Source organism: Methylotuvimicrobium sp., assembly GCF_050611805.1.
GTDB lineage: Bacteria > Pseudomonadota > Gammaproteobacteria > Methylococcales > Methylomonadaceae > Methylotuvimicrobium.
The window spans coordinates 297,769-320,099 of sequence record NZ_JBNGHF010000001.1; the positions used below are offsets into that span (position 1 = coordinate 297,769).

Below are 22,331 nucleotides of genomic sequence, written 5' to 3' on the forward strand. Positions count from 1 at the left end.
TAGGCTTGACGGCGACTGATTGCCAAGGATGGCATGAATGCAGATTTTGCATTACGCCATGGGTGGCGTGTATTAGGGCAATGAAGGAGCAATTGCCGAGGAGCAAAAATCTGCCCTGCCGCCGACACCTGTTAATCGAGCAACCGAACCAGCTTACCTTGCATTAAAAATAGGGAAGTTATTTATGACCGAATCCTAAGTATGAAAAATGCTGAGCGATTCGATTTTTTATCGACCAGATTTGAATGTAAGTTAAGAATGCCAGTGTAGCTTAAATTTTAATTTTAGAATGACGAAGTTAAAAAACAGATCATTGCTTAAGAGGCCAATCGGGTCGTATACGCGTTTGCTTGACATTGCCTTTGTCTAGATTTTGCCATAATTCTTTGTAACTTAATCGGCTAATCGGATGTTTGCTGTCCGGAGCAATTTCTGCGAGCGGTTCAAGGACGAAGGCGTATTGTTCGATTTCCTTGCGAGGTATTTGTAATCGCCCATCTTCGATAATTAGGTCGTCGTATAACAGTAAATCAAGATCTAGTGTTCGCGCGGAAAATTTTTTACTGTCGCGAACCCTGCCATGCTCTAGTTCGATTTGTTTGAGTATTTTGGCGACGCACTTGACATCGAGCTCGGTATCGAATCCCACGACAAGATTATAAAAATTATCGCCGTTGAAGCCAACCGCTTCCGATTCGTAAAGACTGGAAATGATCAGTTGGCCGAAATGATGGTCGAGCGCGCGCAAGCTAGAGGGGATGTTGTCATCCCGGTCAATGTTGCTGCCTATGCTTATGTAGCATCGGGCCATGATTTATTTTTTACCTCGTTCGATGATAATGCCGACATCGCTGGCTCCGCGAATGGCGCCTTTTTTGTTTAATACGATTTTTACCCATGGTACATGAAATTCGCTTTGTATCAGTTTAGCAATTTCTTCGATTAATTTTTCGACTAGAAAAAATTCGCTCGCTTCGACAAACGAGATAATGCGTTTGGAAACGGACTTATAGTCAAGGGCATGCTTGATATCGTCGGTCTCGGCTGCTTTGCTAATATCGAAGGCCATTTGGATATCCAGTACTACGGTTTGTTTTTGGGTTCTTTCCCAGTCATAGATGCCAATGATCGTTTCGATTTCTAGACCACCTAAAAAAATGATGTCCATTGAATTTTCCGTTTATTATGTCGTTGAGTTATTATCGATATAAGAATGATATAAGGCAAATTTATAGCAATTGGCCGTAAATATCATCAAATTTATTGAATATTGGGGAAATACAGTTCTATGTTGATAGGTGAAATAATGCTTGAAGGGTTGTTTGTGCTGTTCGCGTATTTGGCAGGTTCGGTTTCGAGTGCGATTATTGTTTGTCGAATGATGGGTTTACCTGATCCTCGTGAGCAGGGGTCCGGAAATCCCGGGGCGACGAATGTGATGAGAATCGGCGGAAAAAAAGCGGCCGGCATTACGTTGTTAGGCGATATGTTGAAGGGCTTATTGCCTGTGTATTTGGCAAAAATACTGGGCATGCCTGTCGATGCGTTGGCCTTGATCGGTTTGGCGGCATTTCTTGGGCATTTATATCCGGTTTTTTTCGGATTCAAAGGCGGTAAAGGGGTCGCGACATCGGTTGGCGTATTACTGGGTTTTGCCTGGCTGTTGGGTTTCGCGATCATTGCAACTTGGCTGTTAATTTATAAAATTTCCAAGATTTCGTCTTTATCGGCTTTGATTGCATCGAGCTTATCATCCGTTTATGCATGGTATATTGTCGAGAGTCCGGGTCTGGTCGGGTCTTGTGTGTTGATGACCGTATTATTATTGTGGCGTCATAAAAGTAACATACAGAGGCTATTGGCCGGCGAGGAGAGCTAAGCAAGGAGGGGTTGCTTATAATTTTAGTTAGCAGTTCAGGTGTGTTTGACGAGGGTTTCGGCGCTTCCTTAAGCAATGCCGAACCTCCACAGTGCCTAAAACTTGTAGAAGTAAATTTGTGCATATTCCTAAACCGGCAGCAGTTCTTCAATCGGCCAGCGCGCGCGTGCAAATATAACGCTTCCCTGGTGTTGGTCGGCCATCAATCGTTGGCAGCCGGCATAGGCAATCATTGCACCGTTATCGGTGCAAAATTCAGGTCGTGGAAAATAAATTAGGGCTCGTTCTTTGTAGGCCATTTCCGTCAAAGATTGGCGTATGACCGAATTAGCGCTGACGCCGCCGGCTACGACCAATTTATCCAATTGGGTTTGTTGTAGTGCGCGTTTGCATTTGATGCTCAATGTTTCAGCAACGGCGGTCTGAAAAGCGAAAGCGATATCGGCTTTGTCCTGATCGGATTGTGCTGTGTCGTGCAATGCATTCATTGTGTAAGTTTTTAGGCCGCTGAAACTGAAATCGAGCCCGGGTCGGTCGGTCATAGGCCTTGGGAATTTAAAGCGTGGCGTACCGCGTTTGGCTAGTTCGGATAGTTTGGGGCCTCCGGGATAACCCAGGCCGAGCATTTTGGCGGTTTTGTCGAAGGCTTCGCCGGCAGCGTCGTCGAGCGATTCTCCCAATAAGCGATATCGGCCAATACCTGTAACTTCGACCAGCATCGTATGACCTCCCGAAATCAATAGGGCTAGAAATGGAAATGACGGCGGATTGTTTTCCAGCATTGGCGCGAGTAAGTGCCCTTCCATGTGATGAACTGCGATCGCCGGTTTTCGCCAAGCCCAAGCTAAGCTGTTTGCGGTAGCCGCGCCGACTAGCAAGGCGCCCATTAATCCAGGCCCTGCAGTATAAGCAATACCGCCGATATCTCGGCTCGTTAGCCCGGCTTCGTTCATGCATTGTTTGATCAGCGGGACGAGTTTGCGAATATGGTCGCGGGAGGCCAGTTCGGGAACGACGCCGCCGTATTCGCTGTGCATGTCGATTTGACTGTAGAGCAAATGGTTGATGAGACCTTTTTCGGAATGATAAATAGCGACTCCGGTTTCATCGCAGGAAGTTTCTAAGCCTAAAACGTACATGGTTTTTGAAAAAATGCTAAGAGGGCGTATAATAATGAGTTCATTTTTATATAGGGACTATCGTCCCTCGATTTTTAAATATTAACACAGTTGGATCATTAATAATGCCGTCAGTAAAAGTTAAAGAAAACGAACCATTCGATATTGCTATTCGCCGTTTTAAGCGTGCTTGCGAGAAAGCCGGTGTCCTGTCCGAAGTCAGACGTCGTGAATTCTATGAAAAACCCACTGCCGAACGTAAAAGAAAAGGTGCGGCGGCGATCAAGCGTCATTTAAAAAAATTGGCTCGCGAACGTTATGCGTTGAAAAATCTGCGCCGCGGTCGTCCGCAATTATAATTCGACCGGAATTGATATTGGTATGGAATTACTAAAAGACCGTATCAAGGAAGATATGAAAGCCGCTATGAAGGGCGGCGAAAAAGCGAGACTCGCCGTGATACGTTTAATCATGGCGGCCATCAAACAGCGCGAGGTCGATGAGCGTATCGAACTCGATAATGATCAGATCATTGCCGTGCTCGATAAAATGGTCAAGCAGCGCAGGGAGTCGATTAGGCAGTACTCAGGGGCAAACCGCATGGATTTGGTCGAGGTCGAAGAAGCCGAGATTTTGGTGATTCAGGACTATCTGCCGCAGGCGCTAACCGAGCAGGAAATTGATGAAATGGTTGCCGAAGCGGTTGAGCAATCCGGTGCCGAATCGGTTAAGGATATGGGTAAAGTGATGGGGTTGCTGAGGAATAAAATGCAAGGCCGCGCCGATATGTCGATCGTTAGTGCAAAAATTAAAGCCGTTTTAGCAGGGTGATAGTCCGATTCGTCTATTAAAGTTTGAGTTCCGGGTAATCTATGTCCGGTAGAATTCCTCGAGACTTTATTAATGATCTCCTACTGCGAGTTGACATCGTTGATTTAATCGACTCGCACGTTCCTTTAAAAAAAACGGGTAGCAACTTTGTAGCGCGCTGTCCGTTTCACACAGAAAAAACGCCTAGTTTTTCGGTTAATCGTAAAAAACAGTTCTTTTATTGTTTTGGTTGCGGAGCCAGCGGCAATGCCATCAGTTTCTTAATGGATTTTAGCCATTTGGATTTTGTCGAGGCGGTCGAAGATCTGGCTGCATTTGTCGGTGTTTCGGTGCCGCGCGAGTCAATTGTAGCGCCGGCAGGAAGCTCCCGGAGCGATGTCGGGCCGATCTACGAATTGATGGATCAAGTAGCCGCATTTTATGCTGAACAATTAGCGAGCGGAGACGGCAAGAAGGCTATCGATTATTTAAAGCGTCGTGGTGTCAGCGGTGCAATCGCTAAGGCGTATCAATTGGGTTATGCGCCTGAAGGTTGGAATACGTTGGCTTCCCGTTTCAATTTTGAGGCGCTTACTAAAGCCGGGTTGCTTGTTAGCAAGGAGGGCGGGGGCGGATATGATCGCTTCCGCGGGAGAGTCATGTTTCCTATCCGCGATAAGCGTGGGCGCGTCGTGGGTTTCGGCGCGAGGGTATTGGATGATTCTTTGCCGAAATACTTGAATTCACCGGAAACGCCCATATTTTCTAAAGGTAATGAAGTTTACGGGCTTTATGAATTACTGCAAAGCCATTCAAGGCCGGAACGGATTCTGGTGGTCGAGGGCTATATGGATGTGGTGGCTTTGGCTCAGTTCGGTATTGGCTATGCCGTTGCGACCCTAGGTACGTCGACGTCCAAGGCGCATATGGAATTATTGTTCCGGTTTAGTTCGGAATTAGTGTTTTGTTTCGATGGCGACAAAGCCGGAAAAGAGGCGGCTTGGCGTGCGATGGAGGCAACTTTTCCCTGTTTGAAAGATGGTAGGCAGGTAAAAATCATGCTGCTGCCCGAAGGCCAGGATCCAGATTCGTTGATTAGGGCGGAAGGTGTTGCTGCATTCGAGCGTGGTATTGCTTTGGCTGCAACGCTATCCGAATATTTTTTCGGCCGGGTTCAAGGCGAATTGTCGCTGGAGTCAATGGAGGGGCGTGCACAGTTGATTAGTCGTTCGAAAAAGTATTTAGAGCAATTGCCGGTCGGCGTATTCAGGGAGATGATGTATCAAAGACTTCAGGATTTATCGGGTTTCAATAAACTGGACGTTTTAGAAAATACGGCTACACTGACAAAGGCGTCCAAGGCTGCCGTCCATAGGGATAAAAAGCGTTTATCTCCTGCAAGGGTGGCTATCTCATTGCTGTTGCAAAATCCCGATTTGATCGAGGTTGTCGAGCAAAAAGAGCTCGATTGGGAGAGTTTGAACTTTCCTGGCAAAGAATTGTTTAAGGAGGTTGTCGATCTGATTTCGAGCGAGCACCCGAAAAATCTTTCCATGCTTTTAGAATTGTTTCGTGGACGAAATAGTGAGAAAGTCGTGAAGCAACTGGTCTTTTTGGATGTAATGGTTCCCGAAGAAGGGGTTCGTGCCGAATTTTCAGACGCTTTGGAGCGATTGAATGCGCAAGCGAGAGAAAGTCGTATTGAGCGGTTATTAGAAAAAGAGTCGGCGGAAGGCTTAAGTCGAGAGGAGCGAGAAATATTAGGGAGATTACTGGTAAGCCGATAAAAGGGAATTCGTATTAACATAAAAAAGAATATGTTGTATAATTTCCTGTTCAGCGTAATTGTGCTGATCGTATTCTGTGAGTGAGTGATGAATCAAGAACAACAGCAGTCCCAACTTAAACAATTGATAGCCAAAGGTAAAGTACAAGGTTACTTGACGTATGCCGAGGTTAACGATCATTTGCCCAGCGATATTGCCGATCCGGAACAGATAGAAGATATCATCGGTATGATAAACGACATGGGTATTCAAGTTTATGAGGATGCCCCCGATGAAGACTCGCTCATTACCGACGGCGCTGCGGTTACCGGTGATGAGGATGATGATGACGAAGTAGCGGCCTTAGCCTCGGTTGATAGCGAGTTCGGCAGAACTACCGATCCGGTTCGCATGTATATGAGGGAAATGGGATCGGTTGAATTACTGAACCGGGAAGACGAATTAAAAATCGCCAAACGCATAGAAGAAGGACAGCAACAGGTTGTCAGAGCGATTTCTCGATCCTGTAAAGTCGTTGATGAATTCATTAGTGACTTCGATTCCATATCGGACGAAGAGGGCGGTATTCGTTTGACGGACTTGGTTTCCGGTTTCGTTGATCTTAGTGAACCGGAGGCGGTTTTCAGTAGTCAAGCGGCTAATGACGACTCGGTCGATGAGGACGCCGACGAAGATGAGGTCAAAGGACTTGACTATAATGATGTCAAGGAAAAAGTCGAAGTGTTGCGTAAGCTGCATAAATCGGCGGCGGCAGCAATCAAGAAATATGGTTACGGTGATCCTAAGGTCAATGAAAAACTAGATGAGCTTGCAGAAAGTTTTATCGAGTTTAAATGGGCTCCGCAATATTTTAAAAGGTTGACGGCTACCGTTTCAGAGGCGGTCGCTCTTATCCGTGAAAAGGAAAGATTAATAGCGGATTTGTGTGTCAATGAAGCCAAAATGACACGCAAAGAATTTATTATTGCAATGACCGGTCATGAGACCGATTACGAATGGTTGGTTCAATATCTGCGATCGACGGGAATTGATAATCAGGCCATCGCGGAAAATGAGCAGGAAGTCAAGAAGGCGCAATCGGTATTAGCCGATATTGCCAGTACCTATGGCTTGTCAGTTAGCGATATCAAGGATATCAACCGACGCATGTCGATTGGCGAAGCAAAAGTCCGGCGCGCTAAGAAGGAGATGATCGAAGCGAACTTACGCTTGGTCATTTCGATCGCAAAAAAATATACCAACCGCGGCTTGCAATTCCTAGATTTGATTCAGGAAGGTAATATCGGCTTAATGAAAGCGGTCGATAAATTCGAGTACCGACGCGGATATAAGTTTTCGACTTATGCGACCTGGTGGATCAGGCAGGCGATCACGCGTTCGATTGCCGATCAGGCCAGAACGATTAGAATTCCGGTGCATATGATTGAAACGATCAATAAATTAAACCGGATTTCAAGGCAGATTCTGCAAGAATTGGGTCGTGAGGCGACCCCGGAAGAACTGGCCGAGCGCATGGAAATGCCTGAAGACAAAGTTCGTAAGGTATTGAAAATTGCGAAAGAACCGATTTCTATGGAAACGCCGATCGGAGACGATGAAGATTCTCATTTGGGAGATTTCATAGAAGATGCTAAAGTATTGTCCCCCATTGAATCGGCGACGATTGCAGGTCTTAGAGAGTCGACCCAAAGCGTGTTGGCCGGTTTGACAGCTAGAGAAGCAAAAGTCTTGAGAATGCGATTTGGGATTAATATGAACACCGATCACACTTTGGAAGAGGTTGGTAAACAGTTTGATGTGACTCGCGAAAGGATACGGCAAATAGAAGCAAAAGCATTAAGAAAATTGAGACATCCGTCGAGATCCGAACAATTGCGCTGCTTCTTGGATGGCGAATAAAAGTTTAAGGGCCCTTAGCTCAGTTGGTTAGAGCGTCCGACTCATAATCGGCAGGTCGTAGGTTCAAGTCCTACAGGGCCCACCATCATTTGAAAGGCTGCTGATGCAGCCTTTTGTGTATTAGACATTAGATAGTAAAGGCGGTGTCGTGAGCAATAATTTTATTTTTACATCAGAATCGGTTTCGGAAGGTCATCCAGATAAAGTCGCGGATCAAATTTCCGATGCGGTATTGGATGCACTCCTAGAGCAAGACCCTCGCTCGCGGGTGGCCTGCGAAACAATGGTTAAAACCGGTATGGTTATTTTAGCCGGCGAAATCACGACCGATGCATGGGTGGATACCGAAGCACTGGTCAGAAAAGTCGTCTGCGAGATCGGTTACGATCATGGCGATATCGGTTTCGACGGACAAAGTTGCGCGGTCTTGAACGCAATCGGCAAGCAGTCGTCCGATATCGCGATGGGCGTCAACGAGTCCGATAATCATGAACAAGGTGCGGGCGACCAAGGCTTGATGTTCGGTTATGCGACTAATGAAACTGACGTGTTAATGCCGGCTCCGATCACTTATTCACATTTATTGGTCAAACGCCAAGCCGAAGTTCGCAAAAATAAAACCCTGCCATGGCTTAGACCGGATGCGAAAAGCCAAATTACTTTCCGCTATGAGAACAATAAGCCGGTCGCGATCGACGCAGTCGTATTGTCGACCCAACATTCTCCGGAAATCGGTGCCAAGCAGATTCATGAAGCCGTTATGGACGAGATTATTTTGCATGTTCTGCCTAAGGAATGGTTGCACAAAGACACCCAATATTTCATCAATCCGACTGGTAATTTCGTGATCGGCGGTCCGGTCGGCGATTGCGGTTTAACCGGCCGTAAAATCATCGTCGATACCTACGGCGGGATGGCAAGACACGGCGGAGGCGCATTTTCCGGTAAGGATCCGTCGAAAGTGGATAGATCTGCAGCTTACATGGCGCGCTATGTCGCAAAAAATATTGTTGCGGCAGGCCTTGCCGAGCGTTGCGAAATCCAAGTTTCCTATGCGATCGGTGTTGCCGAACCGACTTCGATCAGCGTCGAGACTTTCGGGACCGGAAAAATCGGTGAAGAAAGGTTGGTACAAATTATTCGGGAACATTTTGACTTAAGACCGAAAGGTTTAATTGCAGCTTTGGACTTATTGAAGCCGATTTATCAAGCGACTGCTGCGTACGGCCATTTCGGTAGAACCGAAGCGTCCTTCAGTTGGGAAAAAACAGATAAAGCCGATGCATTGAGAGATGCGGCCGGACTCTAATTAAATTTAGGAGATAACAATGACTCAACCGGACTACAAAGTCGCAGATATTAATTTAGCCGAGTGGGGCCGTAAGGAAATCAATATTGCCGAAACCGAAATGCCGGGCTTGATGGCTTTGCGCAAGGAATTCGGCAGTGAACAACCACTGAAAGGCGCACGGATCGCAGGCTGTTTGCATATGACGATTCAGACGGCAGTTCTGATCGAGACTTTGATCGCACTGGGCGCTGAAGTTCGCTGGTCGTCCTGCAACATTTTTTCGACACAGGATCATGCGGCCGCGGCGATTGCCGCTAAGGGTATTCCGGTTTTCGCTTGGAAAGGCGAAACTGAGGAAGAGGCTGAGTGGTGTATCGCGCAAACGATCGAAGGCCCGAACGGTTGGCGTCCGAATATGATCTTGGATGACGGGGGCGATTTGACGTTGATGATGCATCAGCAATATCCTGAGCTCATGGCCGATGTCAAGGGTCTTTCCGAGGAAACGACCACAGGCGTGTTGCGGCTAACCGAAATGGTTGCCAAAGGCAAGCTGATGGTCCCGGCCTTCAATGTCAATGATTCGGTCACCAAGTCGAAATTCGATAATCTTTACGGTTGCCGCGAATCCTTGGTTGACGGTATCAAGCGCGCAACCGATGTCATGATTGCCGGTAAAATTGCAGTCGTCTGCGGTTATGGCGACGTCGGCAAGGGCTGTGCGCAATCGTTACGTGGTTTGGGTGCGACCGTATGGATTACCGAAATCGATCCGATTTGCGCCTTACAGGCGGCGATGGAAGGTTATCGTGTCGTTACATTGGAAGAAGCCGCGCCGGTCGCCAATATTTTTGTGACGGCGACCGGTAATTTCAATGTCATTGCGCATGATCATATGGCGGCGATGAGAGATCAAGCTATTGTCTGCAATATCGGGCATTTTGATTCCGAGATCGAAATTTCTTCGTTACGACAATACCAATGGGAAAACATCAAGCCGCAAGTCGATCATGTTATCTTCCCGGACGGCAAGCGTTTAATCGTATTAGCCGAAGGGCGGTTGGTCAATTTAGGTTGTGCGACAGGTCATCCGAGCTTTGTCATGTCTAACTCGTTCTGCAATCAGGTCCTGGCGCAAATGGAGCTATGGAATCATGCGGATAAATACGAGAATAAAGTTTATGTGTTGCCTAAAAAATTGGATGAAAAAGTCGCCGCGTTGCATCTAAATCAATTGGGTGTGAAATTGACCCGGTTGACTGAGAAGCAAGCCGAGTACATCAATGTGCCGGCGGATGGACCGTTCAAGCCCGAACATTACCGTTATTGATCGATATAGACACAGACAAGTCATTGATTGGTTTGTCTGTTGTTTCAATAATCTGAAATCATGCAAACACAACAAAAATATCCCAAGCTGTTCAGTTTCGAATTTTATCCGCCCAAGACCGAAGCCGGCGAGGAAAGTTTGCAGGCGGTACATGAAAAGTTGAGCCGGTTGAATCCCGATTTTTTTTCGGTGACTTTCGGCGCCGGCGGGTCGACACGGGATAAGACTTTCGATACGGTCGTCAAAATTCAAGAGCGCGGCGTTGCTGCAGCGCCTCATCTGTCTTGCGTTGCATCGACGCATGAAAATATCAGAGAGATTCTGCACGGATACCGCTCGAACGGGATAAAAAAAATCGTCGCGTTGAGAGGCGATTTGCCATCCGGAATGATGTCGGCCGGGCAATTTCGTTATGCCAATGAATTGGTCGAATTTATTCGTAGCGAAACCGGTGATTATTTTCAGATTCATGTCGCAGCCTACCCCGAGACCCATCCTCAGGCGCGTAGTGCTGCCGAGGATTTAAAGAATTTCAAACGCAAAGTCGATGCCGGTGCGAATGCCGCGATTACGCAGTATTTTTATAACGCAGAGTCTTATTTTTATTTTGTCGATGCCTGCGAAAAAATGGGTATCGATATTCCGATTGTTCCCGGCATCATGCCGATTACGAATTATTCGCAATTATTCCGTTTTTCCGATATGTGCGGCGCGGATATTCCTCGCTGGCTGAGGAAAAAACTGGAAGGCTTTGGTGACGATAGGGAGCAAATCATCGCGTTCGGTTGCGATGTCGTAACGCGTTTATGTCAGCAATTGTTGGATAATGGCGCCCCGGGATTGCATTTTTATACGATGAATCAATCCGCGCCGTCGTTAGCGATTTGGAATAATTTGAATTTATCGGATTAATCGAAAAGGATCTGTGGTTTGTCGAGAAAAGGGCGAAAGCCCTTTTTTTGTGACCGCACGAAGTTTAACTCACAGGTCATGGGTATTTGAGATGAGAGTTTCCCGTTTGTATGTGCAAGAAGGTCTTGGCAAAAGTCAAACCGTAGAGCTTGACGACGATGCGGCTCATTATGTCAGAACGGTTTTACGACTGAAGAGAGATTCGAGCTTGATCGTTTTCGATGGCACGGGCGGCGAATATACGGCAGTTGTTGCAGAAGCGAGTAAAAAAAGAGTTGCTCTGGATCTGGGGCAATGGCGCGACCGGACGGTTGAGTCTAATTTGATGATTAATCTGGGCCTTGCGATATCGCGAGGCGATAAGATGGATTGGGGCGTACAGAAAGCCGTAGAATTAGGGGTTAACAGGATCACTCCGTTGGTGACCGAGCGTTGTGTCGTGCAATTGAAAGGTGAAAAGCAACAGCAACGGTTGATGCATTGGCAAAAAATTGTGCAACATGCGGCCGAACAATGTGGTAGAACCGTTTTACCCGCACTGAGTCCGATTTATGATTTGACCGATTGGGTCGATAAACAAGCAGGTTTGAGAATTTTCTTGGATCCTTATGCCGAAACGAGCTTGTCTCAGCTTAAGCCGTTAAATGATCGGGTTACCTTGCTATCCGGTCCGGAAGGTGGGTTTGCCGACCATGAGCGGGATATGGCCAAAGCGGCGGGTTTTATAGGGGTTCGTCTAGGGGGCAGGGTCTTGCGTACCGAAACGGCTGCGTTGGCCTCAATCGCCTCTCTACAGATGCTATGGGGTGACTTCAGTAGCACGCAATCATGAAATATCTTGTTTATATTTTAATGCCATTGGCGGTCTTGTTGGCGGCGGCGTCGCTGGGTTGCGTGGTGGGTTATCTGATATGGCTGGGTGTCGGCGATCAGCTTCCTCTGCATAAAATCATCAGCAAGGTCAGTAAGTTATTCTTGGTGTTGAGCATTTTTCCGGTCATGGCGGTGCTTCATCTCAAGGGGCGGGATTTGGGCTTTGCCGATAAGGCTACGATGCTGCGGCAGTTCGGTTACGGGTTAGGCTTAGGTGTTTTGACGTTGCTACCGGTTTTTATCGTGCTCTATCTCGCGGGCGTTCATGTCATCGATGAGACGCGATCCTGGTCTTTTGCTTGGGTTTTACAAAAATTCGTCACTGGGTTTTTATTGGCTTTATTGATATCGCTGGCCGAAGAGCCGATTTTTAGAGGTATTCTATTCGCTGGCCTTAAACAAAGAATGCCGGTGATCGGAGTGGTACTGATCAGTTCTTTTTATTACGGTATACTACATTTTCTCGATAGTCATAGTCGTTTTGCGAATGAAGAGGTTACCTTTTTTAGCGGATTCATTTTGTTGAAAGAGGCGCTGCTAAATGTTTTGAATCCCGATATTTTGCCAGCCTTTTTGGCGTTGCTCATGGTCGGAGTTTTTCTGGGAGTCGTTAGGTCGAGGGTGCCGAACAGCTTGGCTTTATGTATTGGCTGTCACACCGCTTGGGTTTGGCAGATAAAGTTTAATAAGTCCTTATTCAACGTTGATCCTCAATCGATTAATCTTTATTTGGTGAGTAGTTATGACGGTGTGGTCGGCCCGTTGGTGACAGTTTGGATGTTCTTAGTGCTATTCTGCTATATCGGTTATCGATATTTAAAATTACGCTGATTCGGTTTAATCGCGAAAATTATTGAATTGCAGAGGTATTTCAAAATTTTCCGCCTTGAGCATTTGAATGACTTGTTGTAAGTCGTCTCTTTTATTACCGGTGACCCTCACTTTTTCGCCTTGTATAGCAGCTTGTACTTTAAGTTTTTTATCTTTGACCAACTTGACGATTTTTTTGGCAAGTAGCGATTCAATGCCTTGTTTGAGCTCTATGATCTGTTGAGCCGTTCTGCCGGTAGTTTTGGGTTCGTTGATTTCCATGCAACTGATGTCGATGCCGCGCTTGGTCAGTTTCATTTGCAAGATGTCGAGCATCTGCTGCAATTGAAATTCCGAGCCGGCGCTCATCGTGACTGTGTTGTCCTTGAGTTCGTATGTCGCGCCGGAGCCTTTAAAATCGAAGCGTGTGGTAACTTCCCTATTAGCCTGGTCGACGGCGTTATGCGCTTCGTGCGAGTTGTATTCGGAAACTATGTCAAAAGATGGCATGGTGTAATTTATCGTTTAAAAGGGCAATATAAGGCGAATGTCTTTTTAATTCAAGACAGGTTTGCATTAGTGTTTTTTTGTTGTTTCAGATTTTCAGTAATCGCATGTATCCTTAACCTGCGAATTGCCGCACCAATTTGCGCACCTTCCAGGCCGGATTTGAGTACGCCGGAAATATCGATGGCTGCCGCTGCTTTAGCGGCTTCTAAAATGTAATCGGCCTGCGGATAGGCGGTGTTTTCTGTCCCGCCCCTGCCTCTCGCATCCGCCTCGCAAGCTAATAAGAAATCTTTTAGGGTTGAGGTATTTTTAAATGCCCCTAGGTCTAACAACAGGTCGGTTAAGGTAGCAGGCCGCAGTTCGAAAGCTCTATGCGCAAGTGTGTGGTAGCGCATGACCCGTTTAGCGAGCATTCTATAATGATTTGGTACTCGTATTCGGTCAGCTAATTGCTCAAGCAAAGGCAGACCGGTTTTTTCATGACCGTAGTGATGCGGAAGTCGTTCTTTCGGAGATATCGCCTTGCCGAGATCATGCACTAAGACGGCAAAGCGAATTTCGGGTTTCTCGGATAGGCGAGCCGCTTGTTCGAGACTCAGCATCGTATGAATGCCTGTGTCGATTTCAGGGTGATGTTGTCGCGGTTGTGGAATGCCGAAGAGGGCGTCTATTTCCGGGAAAATTTTGGCTAACGCTCCGCATTCTCTGAGGGCATAAAAAAATGCCGATGGCGTTCTTTCGATGAGCGCTTTATATAGTTCGGCCCAGACGCGTTCGGGAACAAGATAGTCGATTTCACCGCTACGTACCATTTGTTGCATGAGTCTCAAGGTTTCATCGGCAATATGAAAGCCTAAATGCGCATAACGAGCAGCAAAGCGTGCAACGCGCAACACTCGGACCGGGTCTTCGCTGAAAGCTGGGGAGACATGGCGTAAAATACGATTTTCTAGATCGGCAATACCGTTATACGGATCGATGACTTTGCCTTCCGAGCTCATCGCGATAGCATTAATAGTCAAGTCGCGGCGTAGAAGGTCTTGTTCCAGACTGACGTCTGGTGCGCTGTGAATACTGAATCCTTTGTAACCTGGGCCGGTCTTGCGTTCGGTGCGTGCCAACGCGTATTCCTCCCTGCTCTCGGGGTGTAAAAATACCGGAAAATCTTTGCCTACAGGGTTAAATCCTTTTTTCAGCATTGATTCGGGTGTTTCCCCGAGCACGACCCAATCTCTTTCCGTCACAGGGAGGTTGAGCAGCTGGTCGCGTACTGCGCCGCCTACTAAATAGGTTTTCATGATTATGATTTGTCTTCGTCTTTCTATGATGGCGTTAGTATAACGCTTGATTAGAGTCTTAAAAAAATACGCTGTTAACAAAAGGAGGGCAAGTGGTCGAAATTTTTATATTAAGCATGATTGCCGGCACGGTAAGCGGATTATTAGCAGGATTATTCGGCATCGGCGGCGGACTGATATTAGTGCCGATACTTGTTTTTTTGTTTAAGGTGCAGGGTTTTTCAGCCGATTTTATCATGCATATGGCTGTGGCCACGTCCTTGTCGACTATCGTGTTGACTTCAATTTCGGCGACTCTTGCGCATCACAGGTTGAAGTCTGTGATATGGCATAAGGTTTACAACTTGGTTCCGGGCATCGTAATTGGGTCGGTTTTAGGCGCCGTCATTGCCGACACTATTTCGGCAGACTCGCTGCGTATTATCTTTGCTATTTTTCTTTTGTACATAGGGTTTCAGATGGCATTTCAACTCAAGCCCGAAGCGGGCGCGATGCAACAATCGCGACCGCTGGATGCTGCGGTCGCCATAGTTATTGGAATCCTTTCGTCATTGTTGGGTATCGGGGGCGGGACGATGACGGTACCTTACTTAGTGCGAGGGCAGTATCCGGTACGCAATGCGGTAGGTATTGCCAGTGCGTGCGGATTACCGATTGCGATTGGCGGGACGCTCAGTTACATGTGCTTAGGCTATGGAAAAACCGGCTTGCCCGCAGGCAGTTGGGGTTATGTTTATTTGCCCGCGTTTGCAGGTATTGTGCTATTGAGTATGATCACGGCACCGGTGGGTGCAAAATTGGCTCATAAGCTTCCCGCGCAAACCATGAAGAGTTATTTTTCATTATTAATTTTTATCATGGCGGCAAAGTTACTTTCGGAATAATTGGGTTGTTAGCGCGATTGTCTAGCGGTTTGGAAACTATATCGATTAAGCTGATTCTAATGCAAGATATTTCATAGTATAATTTTCGGTTATTTTTCTGACTGTAAGGAGTGAGTATGCGAGTTATTCAGGAAGCTCTCACGTTTGATGATGTATTACTAGTTCCGGCCCATTCGGCGGTGTTGCCTCGCGATGTGGATTTGAAAACCCGCTTGACGCGCGACATTACGCTTAATATCCCTTTGATTTCCGCGGCTATGGATACGGTAACAGAATCGAGGCTCGCCATCGCAATTGCACAGGAGGGCGGAATCGGTATTATTCATAAAAATATGACTGCGGAGCAACAAGCTCGAGAAGTGTTGCGAGTCAAAAAATACGAAAGTGGGGTGATCAAGGATCCGATTACGGTATCGCCGAATATTAGTATTCGTGAAGTATTGGCGCTGACACGAGCAAAAAACATTTCCGGCGTGCCGGTTGTCGATGGCGATAATTTAGTCGGTATTGTGACGAGTCGCGATTTACGCTTCGAAACCCGTTTTGATGAGCCGGTTTCGAAAGTGATGACGCCAAAAGAACGCTTGATTACGGTTAATGAAAATGCCGACCACAAGGAAGCTATCGAACTGCTGCACAAATATCGGATCGAGAAAGTATTAGTGGTCAATGATTCATTTCATTTGAAAGGGATGATCACGGTTAAGGATATACAAAAAGCAAAAGACTATCCGCAAGCATGCAAGGATGAGCAAGAACGTCTTCGCGTAGGCGCGGCGGTCGGGACCGGTCAAGGTACCGAAGAGCGCGTTGAAGCATTGGTGATGGCAGGCGTCGATGTGATTATTGTCGATACGGCTCACGGGCATTCTCAAGGCGTATTGGATCGGGTCGGTTGGGTTAAGCGAAATTATCCGGAAGTGCAGGTGATCGGTGGAAATATCGCCACGGCAGCAGCTGCGAAAGCCTTGGTTGAGGCAGGAGCCGATGCGGTTAAAGTGGGTATCGGTCCGGGCTCGATCTGTACGACTCGTATCGTTGCCGGTGTGGGTGTGCCTCAAATAACTGCAGTCAGTAATGTTGCCGATGCGCTTAAAGGCACCGGCGTTCCGCTGATCGCGGATGGCGGCGTTCGGTATTCGGGGGATGTCGCCAAAGCATTGGCAGCGGGAGCTCATGCGGTGATGTTAGGTGGCTTATTCGCCGGTACTGAAGAAGCGCCGGGCGAAGTCGAGCTTTATCAAGGGCGCTCTTATAAATCGTATCGAGGCATGGGGTCGCTGGGCGCGATGTCGCAGTCACAAGGTTCCAGCGACCGATATTTCCAAGAGGAAACCGATAAAGTCGAAAAACTGGTGCCTGAAGGTATTGAAGGCAGAGTGCCTTACAAAGGCAGCCTGTATGCGATCATCCATCAATTGTTAGGCGGCATTAGGGCGAGTATGGGTTATACCGGTAGCCGTACGATCGATGACATGCATCAGCGGTCCGAATTTGTTCGGGTTACCAATGCCGGTATGCGTGAAAGCCATGTCCATGACGTTACGATCACCAAGGAAGCGCCAAATTATCATATGGAATAATGGTTAATCCATTCGGTAAGCTCATCAGGGGTTCGTTGGAGTCCTTTTAATTTTTGTCGTTACAATATTCGAGTGTCAACGTGAGCCAACAAGCATCGACCAACATTCATCTCTATAAAATCCTGATTTTGGATTTCGGGTCCCAATACACCCAATTGATCGCCCGAAGAATACGAGAAATCGGTGTGTATTGCGAGATACTTTCTTGTGATTGCGGGGTCGACGACATTATTCGATTTGCACCGAATGGCATTATATTGTCGGGTGGTCCGGAAACGGTCACTAGCGATGATACGCCGCGTGCGCCTCAACGGGTTTTTGAATTGGGTGTGCCGGTATTGGGTATTTGCTACGGCATGCAGACCATGACCGAGCAATTAGGAGGTAAAGTCGAGTCGTCCAGTCACCGTGAATTCGGTTATGCACAAATTCGCGCACATGCGCATTCCAAGTTATTGAAAGGTATTGAAGACCATACATCGTCGGAAGGCTTCGGTTTGTTGGATGTTTGGATGAGCCATGGCGATAGAGTTGTCGACTTGCCGGAAGGTTTTATCCGTATTGCCAGTTCCGACGGAGCTCCTATTGCCGGTATCGCGCATGAAGACAAGTTATTTTATGGGTTGCAATTTCATCCGGAAGTGACGCATACCCGGCAGGGTTCAAGAATACTGTCGCGTTTTGTACTCGACATTTGCGGTTGCGAGGCGCTGTGGACGGCCGATAATATCATCGAAGACAGTGTTCATGTGGTTCGCCGTAAAGTCGGCTCGGATCGAGTGATTCTAGGGCTTTCGGGTGGCGTGGATTCGTCGGTCGTGGCGGCCTTGTTGCATGAGGCAATCGGCGATCAATTGACTTGTGTGTTCGTCGATACCGGTTTGTTGCGCTTGCACGAAGGCGATCAGGTCATGGCTACATTTGCCGAACACATGGGCGTCCGGGTAATCAGGGTCGATGCCGAGCAACGTTACCTTGAGGCTTTGCAAGGAGTGGCGGATCCGGAGCGGAAACGAAAAATTATCGGTAACTTGTTCGTCGAGATCTTCGATGAGGAAGCCGCTAAACTGGCCGATGCGAAATGGTTGGCGCAAGGCACGATTTATCCGGATGTGATCGAGTCGGCCGGCGCGAAAAGTGGTAAGGCTCATTTAATTAAGTCTCACCATAACGTCGGTGGGTTGCCGGAAAATATGACGCTTAAGTTGCTGGAGCCCTTGCGTGAATTGTTCAAGGATGAGGTTAGAAAGCTTGGTTTGGAGCTTGGCTTGCCTTACGAAATGGTATTTCGTCATCCCTTTCCAGGGCCTGGCTTGGGTGTGCGGATTTTAGGTGAAGTCAAAAAAGACTATGCCGATTTGTTACGACAAGCCGATGCGATATTTATCGAAGAATTATATCGTCATCAATTATATGAGAAGGTCAGTCAGGCATTTGCGGTGTTCTTGCCGGTCAAATCGGTCGGCGTGATGGGCGACGGGCGGCGTTACGATTATGTGATTGCCTTGCGCGCGGTTGAAACCATCGATTTCATGACGGCGCGTTGGGCGCATTTACCTTATGATTTTTTGGATTTGGTTTCGCGTCGGATCATTAACGAAGTCTCGGGTATTTCTCGGGTGACTTACGATATTTCCGGCAAGCCGCCGGCTACGATTGAGTGGGAATAGCCGATAATCATAACGACGAAGCGTGGATGCGGCATGCCTTTAGATTGGCGCAACGTGCCGAGGGCATGGGTGAGGTGCCGGTTGGCGCGGTTATCGTCAAAGATGGCGTATGCATTGCCGAAGGGTGGAATCGGCCGATTGCGAGTCACGATCCTTCGGCGCACGCGGAAATGCTTGCGATTCGTGAAGCCGGGAAGGAATTGAAAAACTATCGACTGATCGGTACGACGCTCTACGTTACGCTTGAACCTTGTGTGATGTGTATGGGTGCGATCGTTCATGCCAGAATCGATCGCCTGGTGTTTGCTGCCAAAGATCCTAAGCGTGGCGCAGTATGCAGTGCAATCAATCTGTCCGAATCGCCAATTTTAAATCATCGAGTCGCATGGCGATGCGGTGTTTTAAAAGATGAGTGTTCCGAAATGCTTAAAGACTTCTTTCGGGCGCGTCGTTAGTTTGGTACTGATCAATTTTCTGCTTTACGTAATTCTTTATACGCATTAATCAGGCCATTCGTGGAGCAGTCATGACTGCTGATGGTTTCGTCATTTAGCAGTTCGGGTAAAATGACTTTAGCCAGTACTTTGCCCAGTTCAACGCCCATTTGGTCGAAAGAGTTGATATTCCAAATAGCGCCTTGCACGAAGATTTTATGCTCGTAGAACGCGATTAAAGAGCCTAATGTTTTAGGTGTAAGCTTATCGAAAAGAAAAGAATTAGACGGCTTGTTACCCACAAAGACTTTAGATGCGACTAATATGTCGTTATTTCTATCTTGTTCGGGTAGTTCAGCAATGACTTCTTCGGCGCTTCTGCCATGCATCAAAGCTTCCGGTTGGGCAAGAAAGTTTGAAATTAAAATATCATGATGTTTCGGTAGGTGATAATGTGAGTTAGCCGGAGCCAGGAAATCACAGGGTATGAGTTTAGTGCCTTGATGGATCAATTGGTAAAACGCATGCTGTCCATTCGTTCCCGGCTGGCCCCAGATGATCGGTCCGGTACTATAGTCGACCGATTGGCCCTCTCTGTCGATGCTCTTACCGTTACTTTCCATGTCGCTTTGTTGTAGGAATTCGCAAAAATAACGCAGTGATTGGTCGTAGGGTAATATCGCATGAGATTCTGCGCCATAAAAATTATTATACCAAATGCCTAGTAAACCCATGATGACCGGAATATTGCGGTCGAATGGCGTATGTCGAAAATGTAAATCGGCTTCGTGTGCGCCTTGCAACAATTGTTCGAAATTATCCATCCCTATTTGTAAAGCAATGGACAAGCCAATTGCTGACCATAATGAATAGCGTCCGCCAACCCAGTCCCAAAATTCGAACATATTTTCCGGATTAATGCCAAATTCAATGACATTTTCAGGGTGTGTGGAAATCGCGACAAAATGTTTACCGATGGCTTTTTCGTCATTAATTTGCTCGAGAAACCAGTTTCTTGCGGAGTGCGCATTAGTCATGGTTTCCTGAGTGTTGAACATTTTTGATGCAACGATAAACAGAGTCGTTTCGGCGTTGAGCGTTTTGAGTGTTTCGACGAGATCTGTTTGATCGACGTTTGAAACAAAATGAACATTTAATTTATCGGAAGCATAAGGGGTTAGCGCAGTAGCAACCATCTTCGGGCCAAGGTTCGAGCCGCCTATGCCGATATTGACGATGTCCTTAACGGGTTTTCCAGTGTGTCCTAGCCATTGTTCTTTTCTTACCTTATCCGTAAAGACACGCATTTTGGCCAAAACCTGATTGATGCTTGGCATTACATCGACGCCGTCAACTATGACCGGATGGTTGCTTTTGTTGCGTAATGCGGTATGCAAAACAGCTCTTTGTTCGGTATGGTTGATTTTTTCGCCGGTAAACATGGCTTCGATTTTTGAACTAAGTGCCGAATCAGTTGCCAAATCGACCAACAATGAACGTGTATCTTCTGTGATTAAGTTTTTCGAGTAGTCGAATAGAATGTCGTTGAAATGAAGTGAGAACTGTTCAAAACGACGAGGGTTTAGATTAAATGCTTCTCTAAGGTCGAAGTTTTGAAGGGCGGCGCAATGACTAACTAAGGATTTCCAGGTGGGGGTCCGGGTCAAAGATGGCATGTGATTAGTTTCCTGTATGAGTCGGTCAGGTTTGCAAAAGTCTACGAAAACACGGCTAATTGCTGATACAAATTAAATAAGCATTATATTACTATGTGCCTTTTTGGGGCAATTTACCCCGCGCCTAAATTCAAAGTGCATTGTTTTATGATGGATTAGGTGGTGTAGTAGCAAGGAAATCTAGTTGTAGTATTACAATATCTGAACGAAATAACGACTAATAAGCAAAAAGGTGTGCTGTATTTCGTAGAGATGTCGATAGCTGGTTAAAGCCGCCAAGCCACAGCGGATGGGTTCAAGGCGGTTCTCGACGGACATGCTTTAACCTGAATCGGTTATTGACTAAGAAGGGAGTGGCTTTATTTGTATTGGGTGATATGTTAGAGTTCATAAGTGCATCAGTGATAATAAAAAAAATTAATGCAGTTTTTTGCTTATTCGAAACTTTGGTTTATCGCTGGTTTTAATCTTTAAAAGAGCAACAAGCAATTATAAAAATTATAATTAACCGACAAAACTGGAAGGTATTATGAACAGAAAGAACATCGTAAGAAATAGTCTCCTAGCGCTTATGGGCTTGGTTTTTTCCGCTTCAGTTTGGGCTCATGGCGGTGCGGCTGGTACCGATACCGATCAATGTAAGTTTGAATTGGAGCCTGGGCACTGGGTTCATTACACGGCTTATCAACCATCTGCTTTCCCTGCCGAAGAGTTTTGTGCAAATATTCCTAACACTAACACTTTGACTCAATTAGTTTTCGATTATCAAGATCCACGATACAGAAAGATGTCTGTTGAGTTTGAAGTGACAAAAGAACCTGAAGGTACTCGTGTTTTTCATATGCCTGCGAAAAAACATAAATCCGGGACAGTCACTTTAACTTTAGATAAAGGTGTTCCAGAGGCGGGAAATTATCTGATTCATATCACACTAGTTCCAGACGAAGGCGAAAGGATGGATGTACATATGGGTTTTGTCGCGGGTAAAGGGCAAGAGACTAGTACAGGTTTGATGGCGCTATATGCCTTTTTTGTATTCGCGGGTCTTTATATCCTCTACCTGTCGCATGCCGGATTTAAGAAAAAAGTCGACGAGTTGTTAGGAAAAATCAAAGAAGTCTGAGATTTATTATGGCGGCAAATACGATCGAAAGGCGCCAATTTCATCTTCTCGCATACCAGGCTTAGTACATATATAGAAATGGGCTATGCCTGGTTATGGCAGAGGTGCAGTATTTCCTCTGTTCTATTTTCTAAAATTATTTCAATTAGCTATTTGCCCGGTTACGGAAATGATAGGAGCGTTTTACCGATCTAAAAAAGCTTTTGACTGTTGTATAGGCAGAGCAACGGTTCGGAAAAGGGCAGAAGAAAACCGCAGTTTTGAATGAGTGGAATAACTCAAACGAACGATTAAGGGCTTGGTTGTAAATATACCGGTCGTAGATGAAAATTCGGCACCGGGGAGCTCAAAGAACATCGTAAACCCGGCATCCAAATTATCCAAGACAATAAACCATGGCAAATGGGCTATGGAATTTAGGTGCTGGGTGAATTCGTCCAGGTA

Annotated in this window: 21 protein-coding genes and 1 tRNA gene; 16 read left to right on the forward strand and 6 right to left on the reverse strand. The window is 46.6% G+C overall.

Annotated features, from left to right (window positions below; genetic code table 11):
* Window positions 1–310: 310 nt before the first annotated feature.
* Together folK and folB are read right to left on the reverse strand one after the other, a co-directional pair.
* Window positions 311–811 (reverse strand): 2-amino-4-hydroxy-6-hydroxymethyldihydropteridine diphosphokinase, encoded by a 501-nt coding sequence (folK, locus tag ACRJJO_RS01355; protein ID WP_431064188.1) that lies wholly within the window; start codon window positions 809–811, stop codon window positions 311–313.
* Window positions 812–814: 3 nt separating this feature from the next.
* Window positions 815–1,168, reverse strand: coding sequence for a dihydroneopterin aldolase (folB, locus tag ACRJJO_RS01360; protein WP_431064189.1), 354 nt, complete (start codon window positions 1,166–1,168; stop codon window positions 815–817).
* A 135-nt stretch (window positions 1,169–1,303) separates the two neighbouring features.
* Here folB and plsY point away from each other — a divergent pair, with 135 nt between their 5' ends.
* Entirely contained in the window at window positions 1,304–1,879 is a 576-nt protein-coding gene (gene plsY, locus ACRJJO_RS01365; protein WP_431064219.1) for a glycerol-3-phosphate 1-O-acyltransferase PlsY, read from the forward strand.
* A 128-nt stretch (window positions 1,880–2,007) separates the two neighbouring features.
* Here the strand turns inward: plsY and tsaD are convergent, their stop codons facing one another.
* Window positions 2,008–3,018: a tRNA (adenosine(37)-N6)-threonylcarbamoyltransferase complex transferase subunit TsaD gene (gene tsaD / locus ACRJJO_RS01370; RefSeq protein ID WP_431064190.1), complete on the reverse strand. Its 1,011-nt coding sequence runs from the start codon at window positions 3,016–3,018 to the stop codon at window positions 2,008–2,010.
* A 104-nt stretch (window positions 3,019–3,122) separates the two neighbouring features.
* Between tsaD and rpsU the strand changes: the two genes are divergently transcribed.
* The 10 genes from rpsU (at window position 3,123) to ACRJJO_RS01420 (ending at window position 12,730) form a co-directional block, all read left to right on the forward strand.
* Window positions 3,123–3,356, forward strand: a complete 234-nt coding sequence (gene rpsU, locus ACRJJO_RS01375) for a 30S ribosomal protein S21 (RefSeq protein ID WP_014146611.1) — start codon at window positions 3,123–3,125, stop codon at window positions 3,354–3,356.
* Between the two features lie 22 nt (window positions 3,357–3,378).
* The gene (locus ACRJJO_RS01380) at window positions 3,379–3,828 is read left to right on the forward strand and encodes a GatB/YqeY domain-containing protein (RefSeq protein WP_431064191.1); all 450 of its coding nucleotides are present in this window, start codon (window positions 3,379–3,381) and stop codon (window positions 3,826–3,828) included.
* 41 nt (window positions 3,829–3,869) lie between these two features.
* Complete coding sequence (gene dnaG, locus ACRJJO_RS01385; RefSeq protein ID WP_431064192.1) at window positions 3,870–5,594, forward strand: DNA primase; 1,725 nt, start codon at window positions 3,870–3,872, stop codon at window positions 5,592–5,594.
* Window positions 5,595–5,681: 87 nt separating this feature from the next.
* Entirely contained in the window at window positions 5,682–7,493 is a 1,812-nt protein-coding gene (rpoD, locus tag ACRJJO_RS01390; RefSeq protein WP_431064193.1) for an RNA polymerase sigma factor RpoD, read from the forward strand.
* Window positions 7,494–7,501: 8 nt separating this feature from the next.
* Window positions 7,502–7,578 (forward strand) — tRNA-Ile (locus tag ACRJJO_RS01395).
* 63 nt (window positions 7,579–7,641) lie between these two features.
* Window positions 7,642–8,802, forward strand: coding sequence for a methionine adenosyltransferase (metK, locus tag ACRJJO_RS01400; protein ID WP_431064194.1), 1,161 nt, complete (start codon window positions 7,642–7,644; stop codon window positions 8,800–8,802).
* Between the two features lie 19 nt (window positions 8,803–8,821).
* A complete protein-coding gene (gene ahcY, locus ACRJJO_RS01405; RefSeq protein ID WP_431064195.1) occupies window positions 8,822–10,114 on the forward strand; it encodes an adenosylhomocysteinase in 1,293 nt (430 codons plus the stop codon).
* Between the two features lie 60 nt (window positions 10,115–10,174).
* A complete protein-coding gene (gene metF / locus ACRJJO_RS01410; protein ID WP_431064196.1) occupies window positions 10,175–11,026 on the forward strand; it encodes a methylenetetrahydrofolate reductase [NAD(P)H] in 852 nt (283 codons plus the stop codon).
* 91 nt (window positions 11,027–11,117) lie between these two features.
* Entirely contained in the window at window positions 11,118–11,858 is a 741-nt protein-coding gene (locus ACRJJO_RS01415; RefSeq protein ID WP_431064197.1) for a 16S rRNA (uracil(1498)-N(3))-methyltransferase, read from the forward strand.
* Window positions 11,855–12,730, forward strand: coding sequence for a CPBP family glutamic-type intramembrane protease (locus ACRJJO_RS01420; RefSeq protein ID WP_431064198.1), 876 nt, complete (start codon window positions 11,855–11,857; stop codon window positions 12,728–12,730). The genes ACRJJO_RS01415 and ACRJJO_RS01420 overlap by 4 nt, the downstream gene beginning before the upstream one ends.
* A 6-nt stretch (window positions 12,731–12,736) precedes the next feature.
* Here the strand turns inward: ACRJJO_RS01420 and ACRJJO_RS01425 are convergent, their stop codons facing one another.
* Together ACRJJO_RS01425 and ACRJJO_RS01430 are read right to left on the reverse strand one after the other, a co-directional pair.
* Complete coding sequence (locus ACRJJO_RS01425) at window positions 12,737–13,219, reverse strand: YajQ family cyclic di-GMP-binding protein (RefSeq protein ID WP_431064199.1); 483 nt, start codon at window positions 13,217–13,219, stop codon at window positions 12,737–12,739.
* Window positions 13,220–13,269: 50 nt separating this feature from the next.
* Entirely contained in the window at window positions 13,270–14,517 is a 1,248-nt protein-coding gene (locus tag ACRJJO_RS01430; protein ID WP_431064200.1) for a multifunctional CCA addition/repair protein, read from the reverse strand.
* A gap of 92 nt (window positions 14,518–14,609) precedes the next feature.
* Here ACRJJO_RS01430 and ACRJJO_RS01435 point away from each other — a divergent pair, with 92 nt between their 5' ends.
* The 4 genes from ACRJJO_RS01435 (at window position 14,610) to tadA (ending at window position 19,109) form a co-directional block, all read left to right on the forward strand.
* Entirely contained in the window at window positions 14,610–15,401 is a 792-nt protein-coding gene (locus ACRJJO_RS01435; protein ID WP_431064201.1) for a sulfite exporter TauE/SafE family protein, read from the forward strand.
* Between the two features lie 116 nt (window positions 15,402–15,517).
* Window positions 15,518–16,984: an IMP dehydrogenase gene (guaB, locus tag ACRJJO_RS01440; protein ID WP_431064202.1), complete on the forward strand. Its 1,467-nt coding sequence runs from the start codon at window positions 15,518–15,520 to the stop codon at window positions 16,982–16,984.
* 80 nt (window positions 16,985–17,064) lie between these two features.
* Entirely contained in the window at window positions 17,065–18,654 is a 1,590-nt protein-coding gene (gene guaA, locus ACRJJO_RS01445) for a glutamine-hydrolyzing GMP synthase (protein WP_431064203.1), read from the forward strand.
* On the forward strand, window positions 18,645–19,109 hold the full coding sequence (tadA, locus tag ACRJJO_RS01450; RefSeq protein ID WP_431064204.1) for a tRNA adenosine(34) deaminase TadA: 465 nt from the start codon (window positions 18,645–18,647) through the stop codon (window positions 19,107–19,109). Before guaA ends, tadA begins: the two co-directional genes overlap by 10 nt.
* An 11-nt stretch (window positions 19,110–19,120) precedes the next feature.
* Here the strand turns inward: tadA and pgi are convergent, their stop codons facing one another.
* Complete coding sequence (gene pgi, locus ACRJJO_RS01455; protein WP_431064205.1) at window positions 19,121–20,764, reverse strand: glucose-6-phosphate isomerase; 1,644 nt, start codon at window positions 20,762–20,764, stop codon at window positions 19,121–19,123.
* Between the two features lie 529 nt (window positions 20,765–21,293).
* Here pgi and ACRJJO_RS01460 point away from each other — a divergent pair.
* A complete protein-coding gene (locus ACRJJO_RS01460; RefSeq protein ID WP_431064206.1) occupies window positions 21,294–21,887 on the forward strand; it encodes a hypothetical protein in 594 nt (197 codons plus the stop codon).
* The last annotated feature ends 444 nt before the right edge of the window (window positions 21,888–22,331 follow it).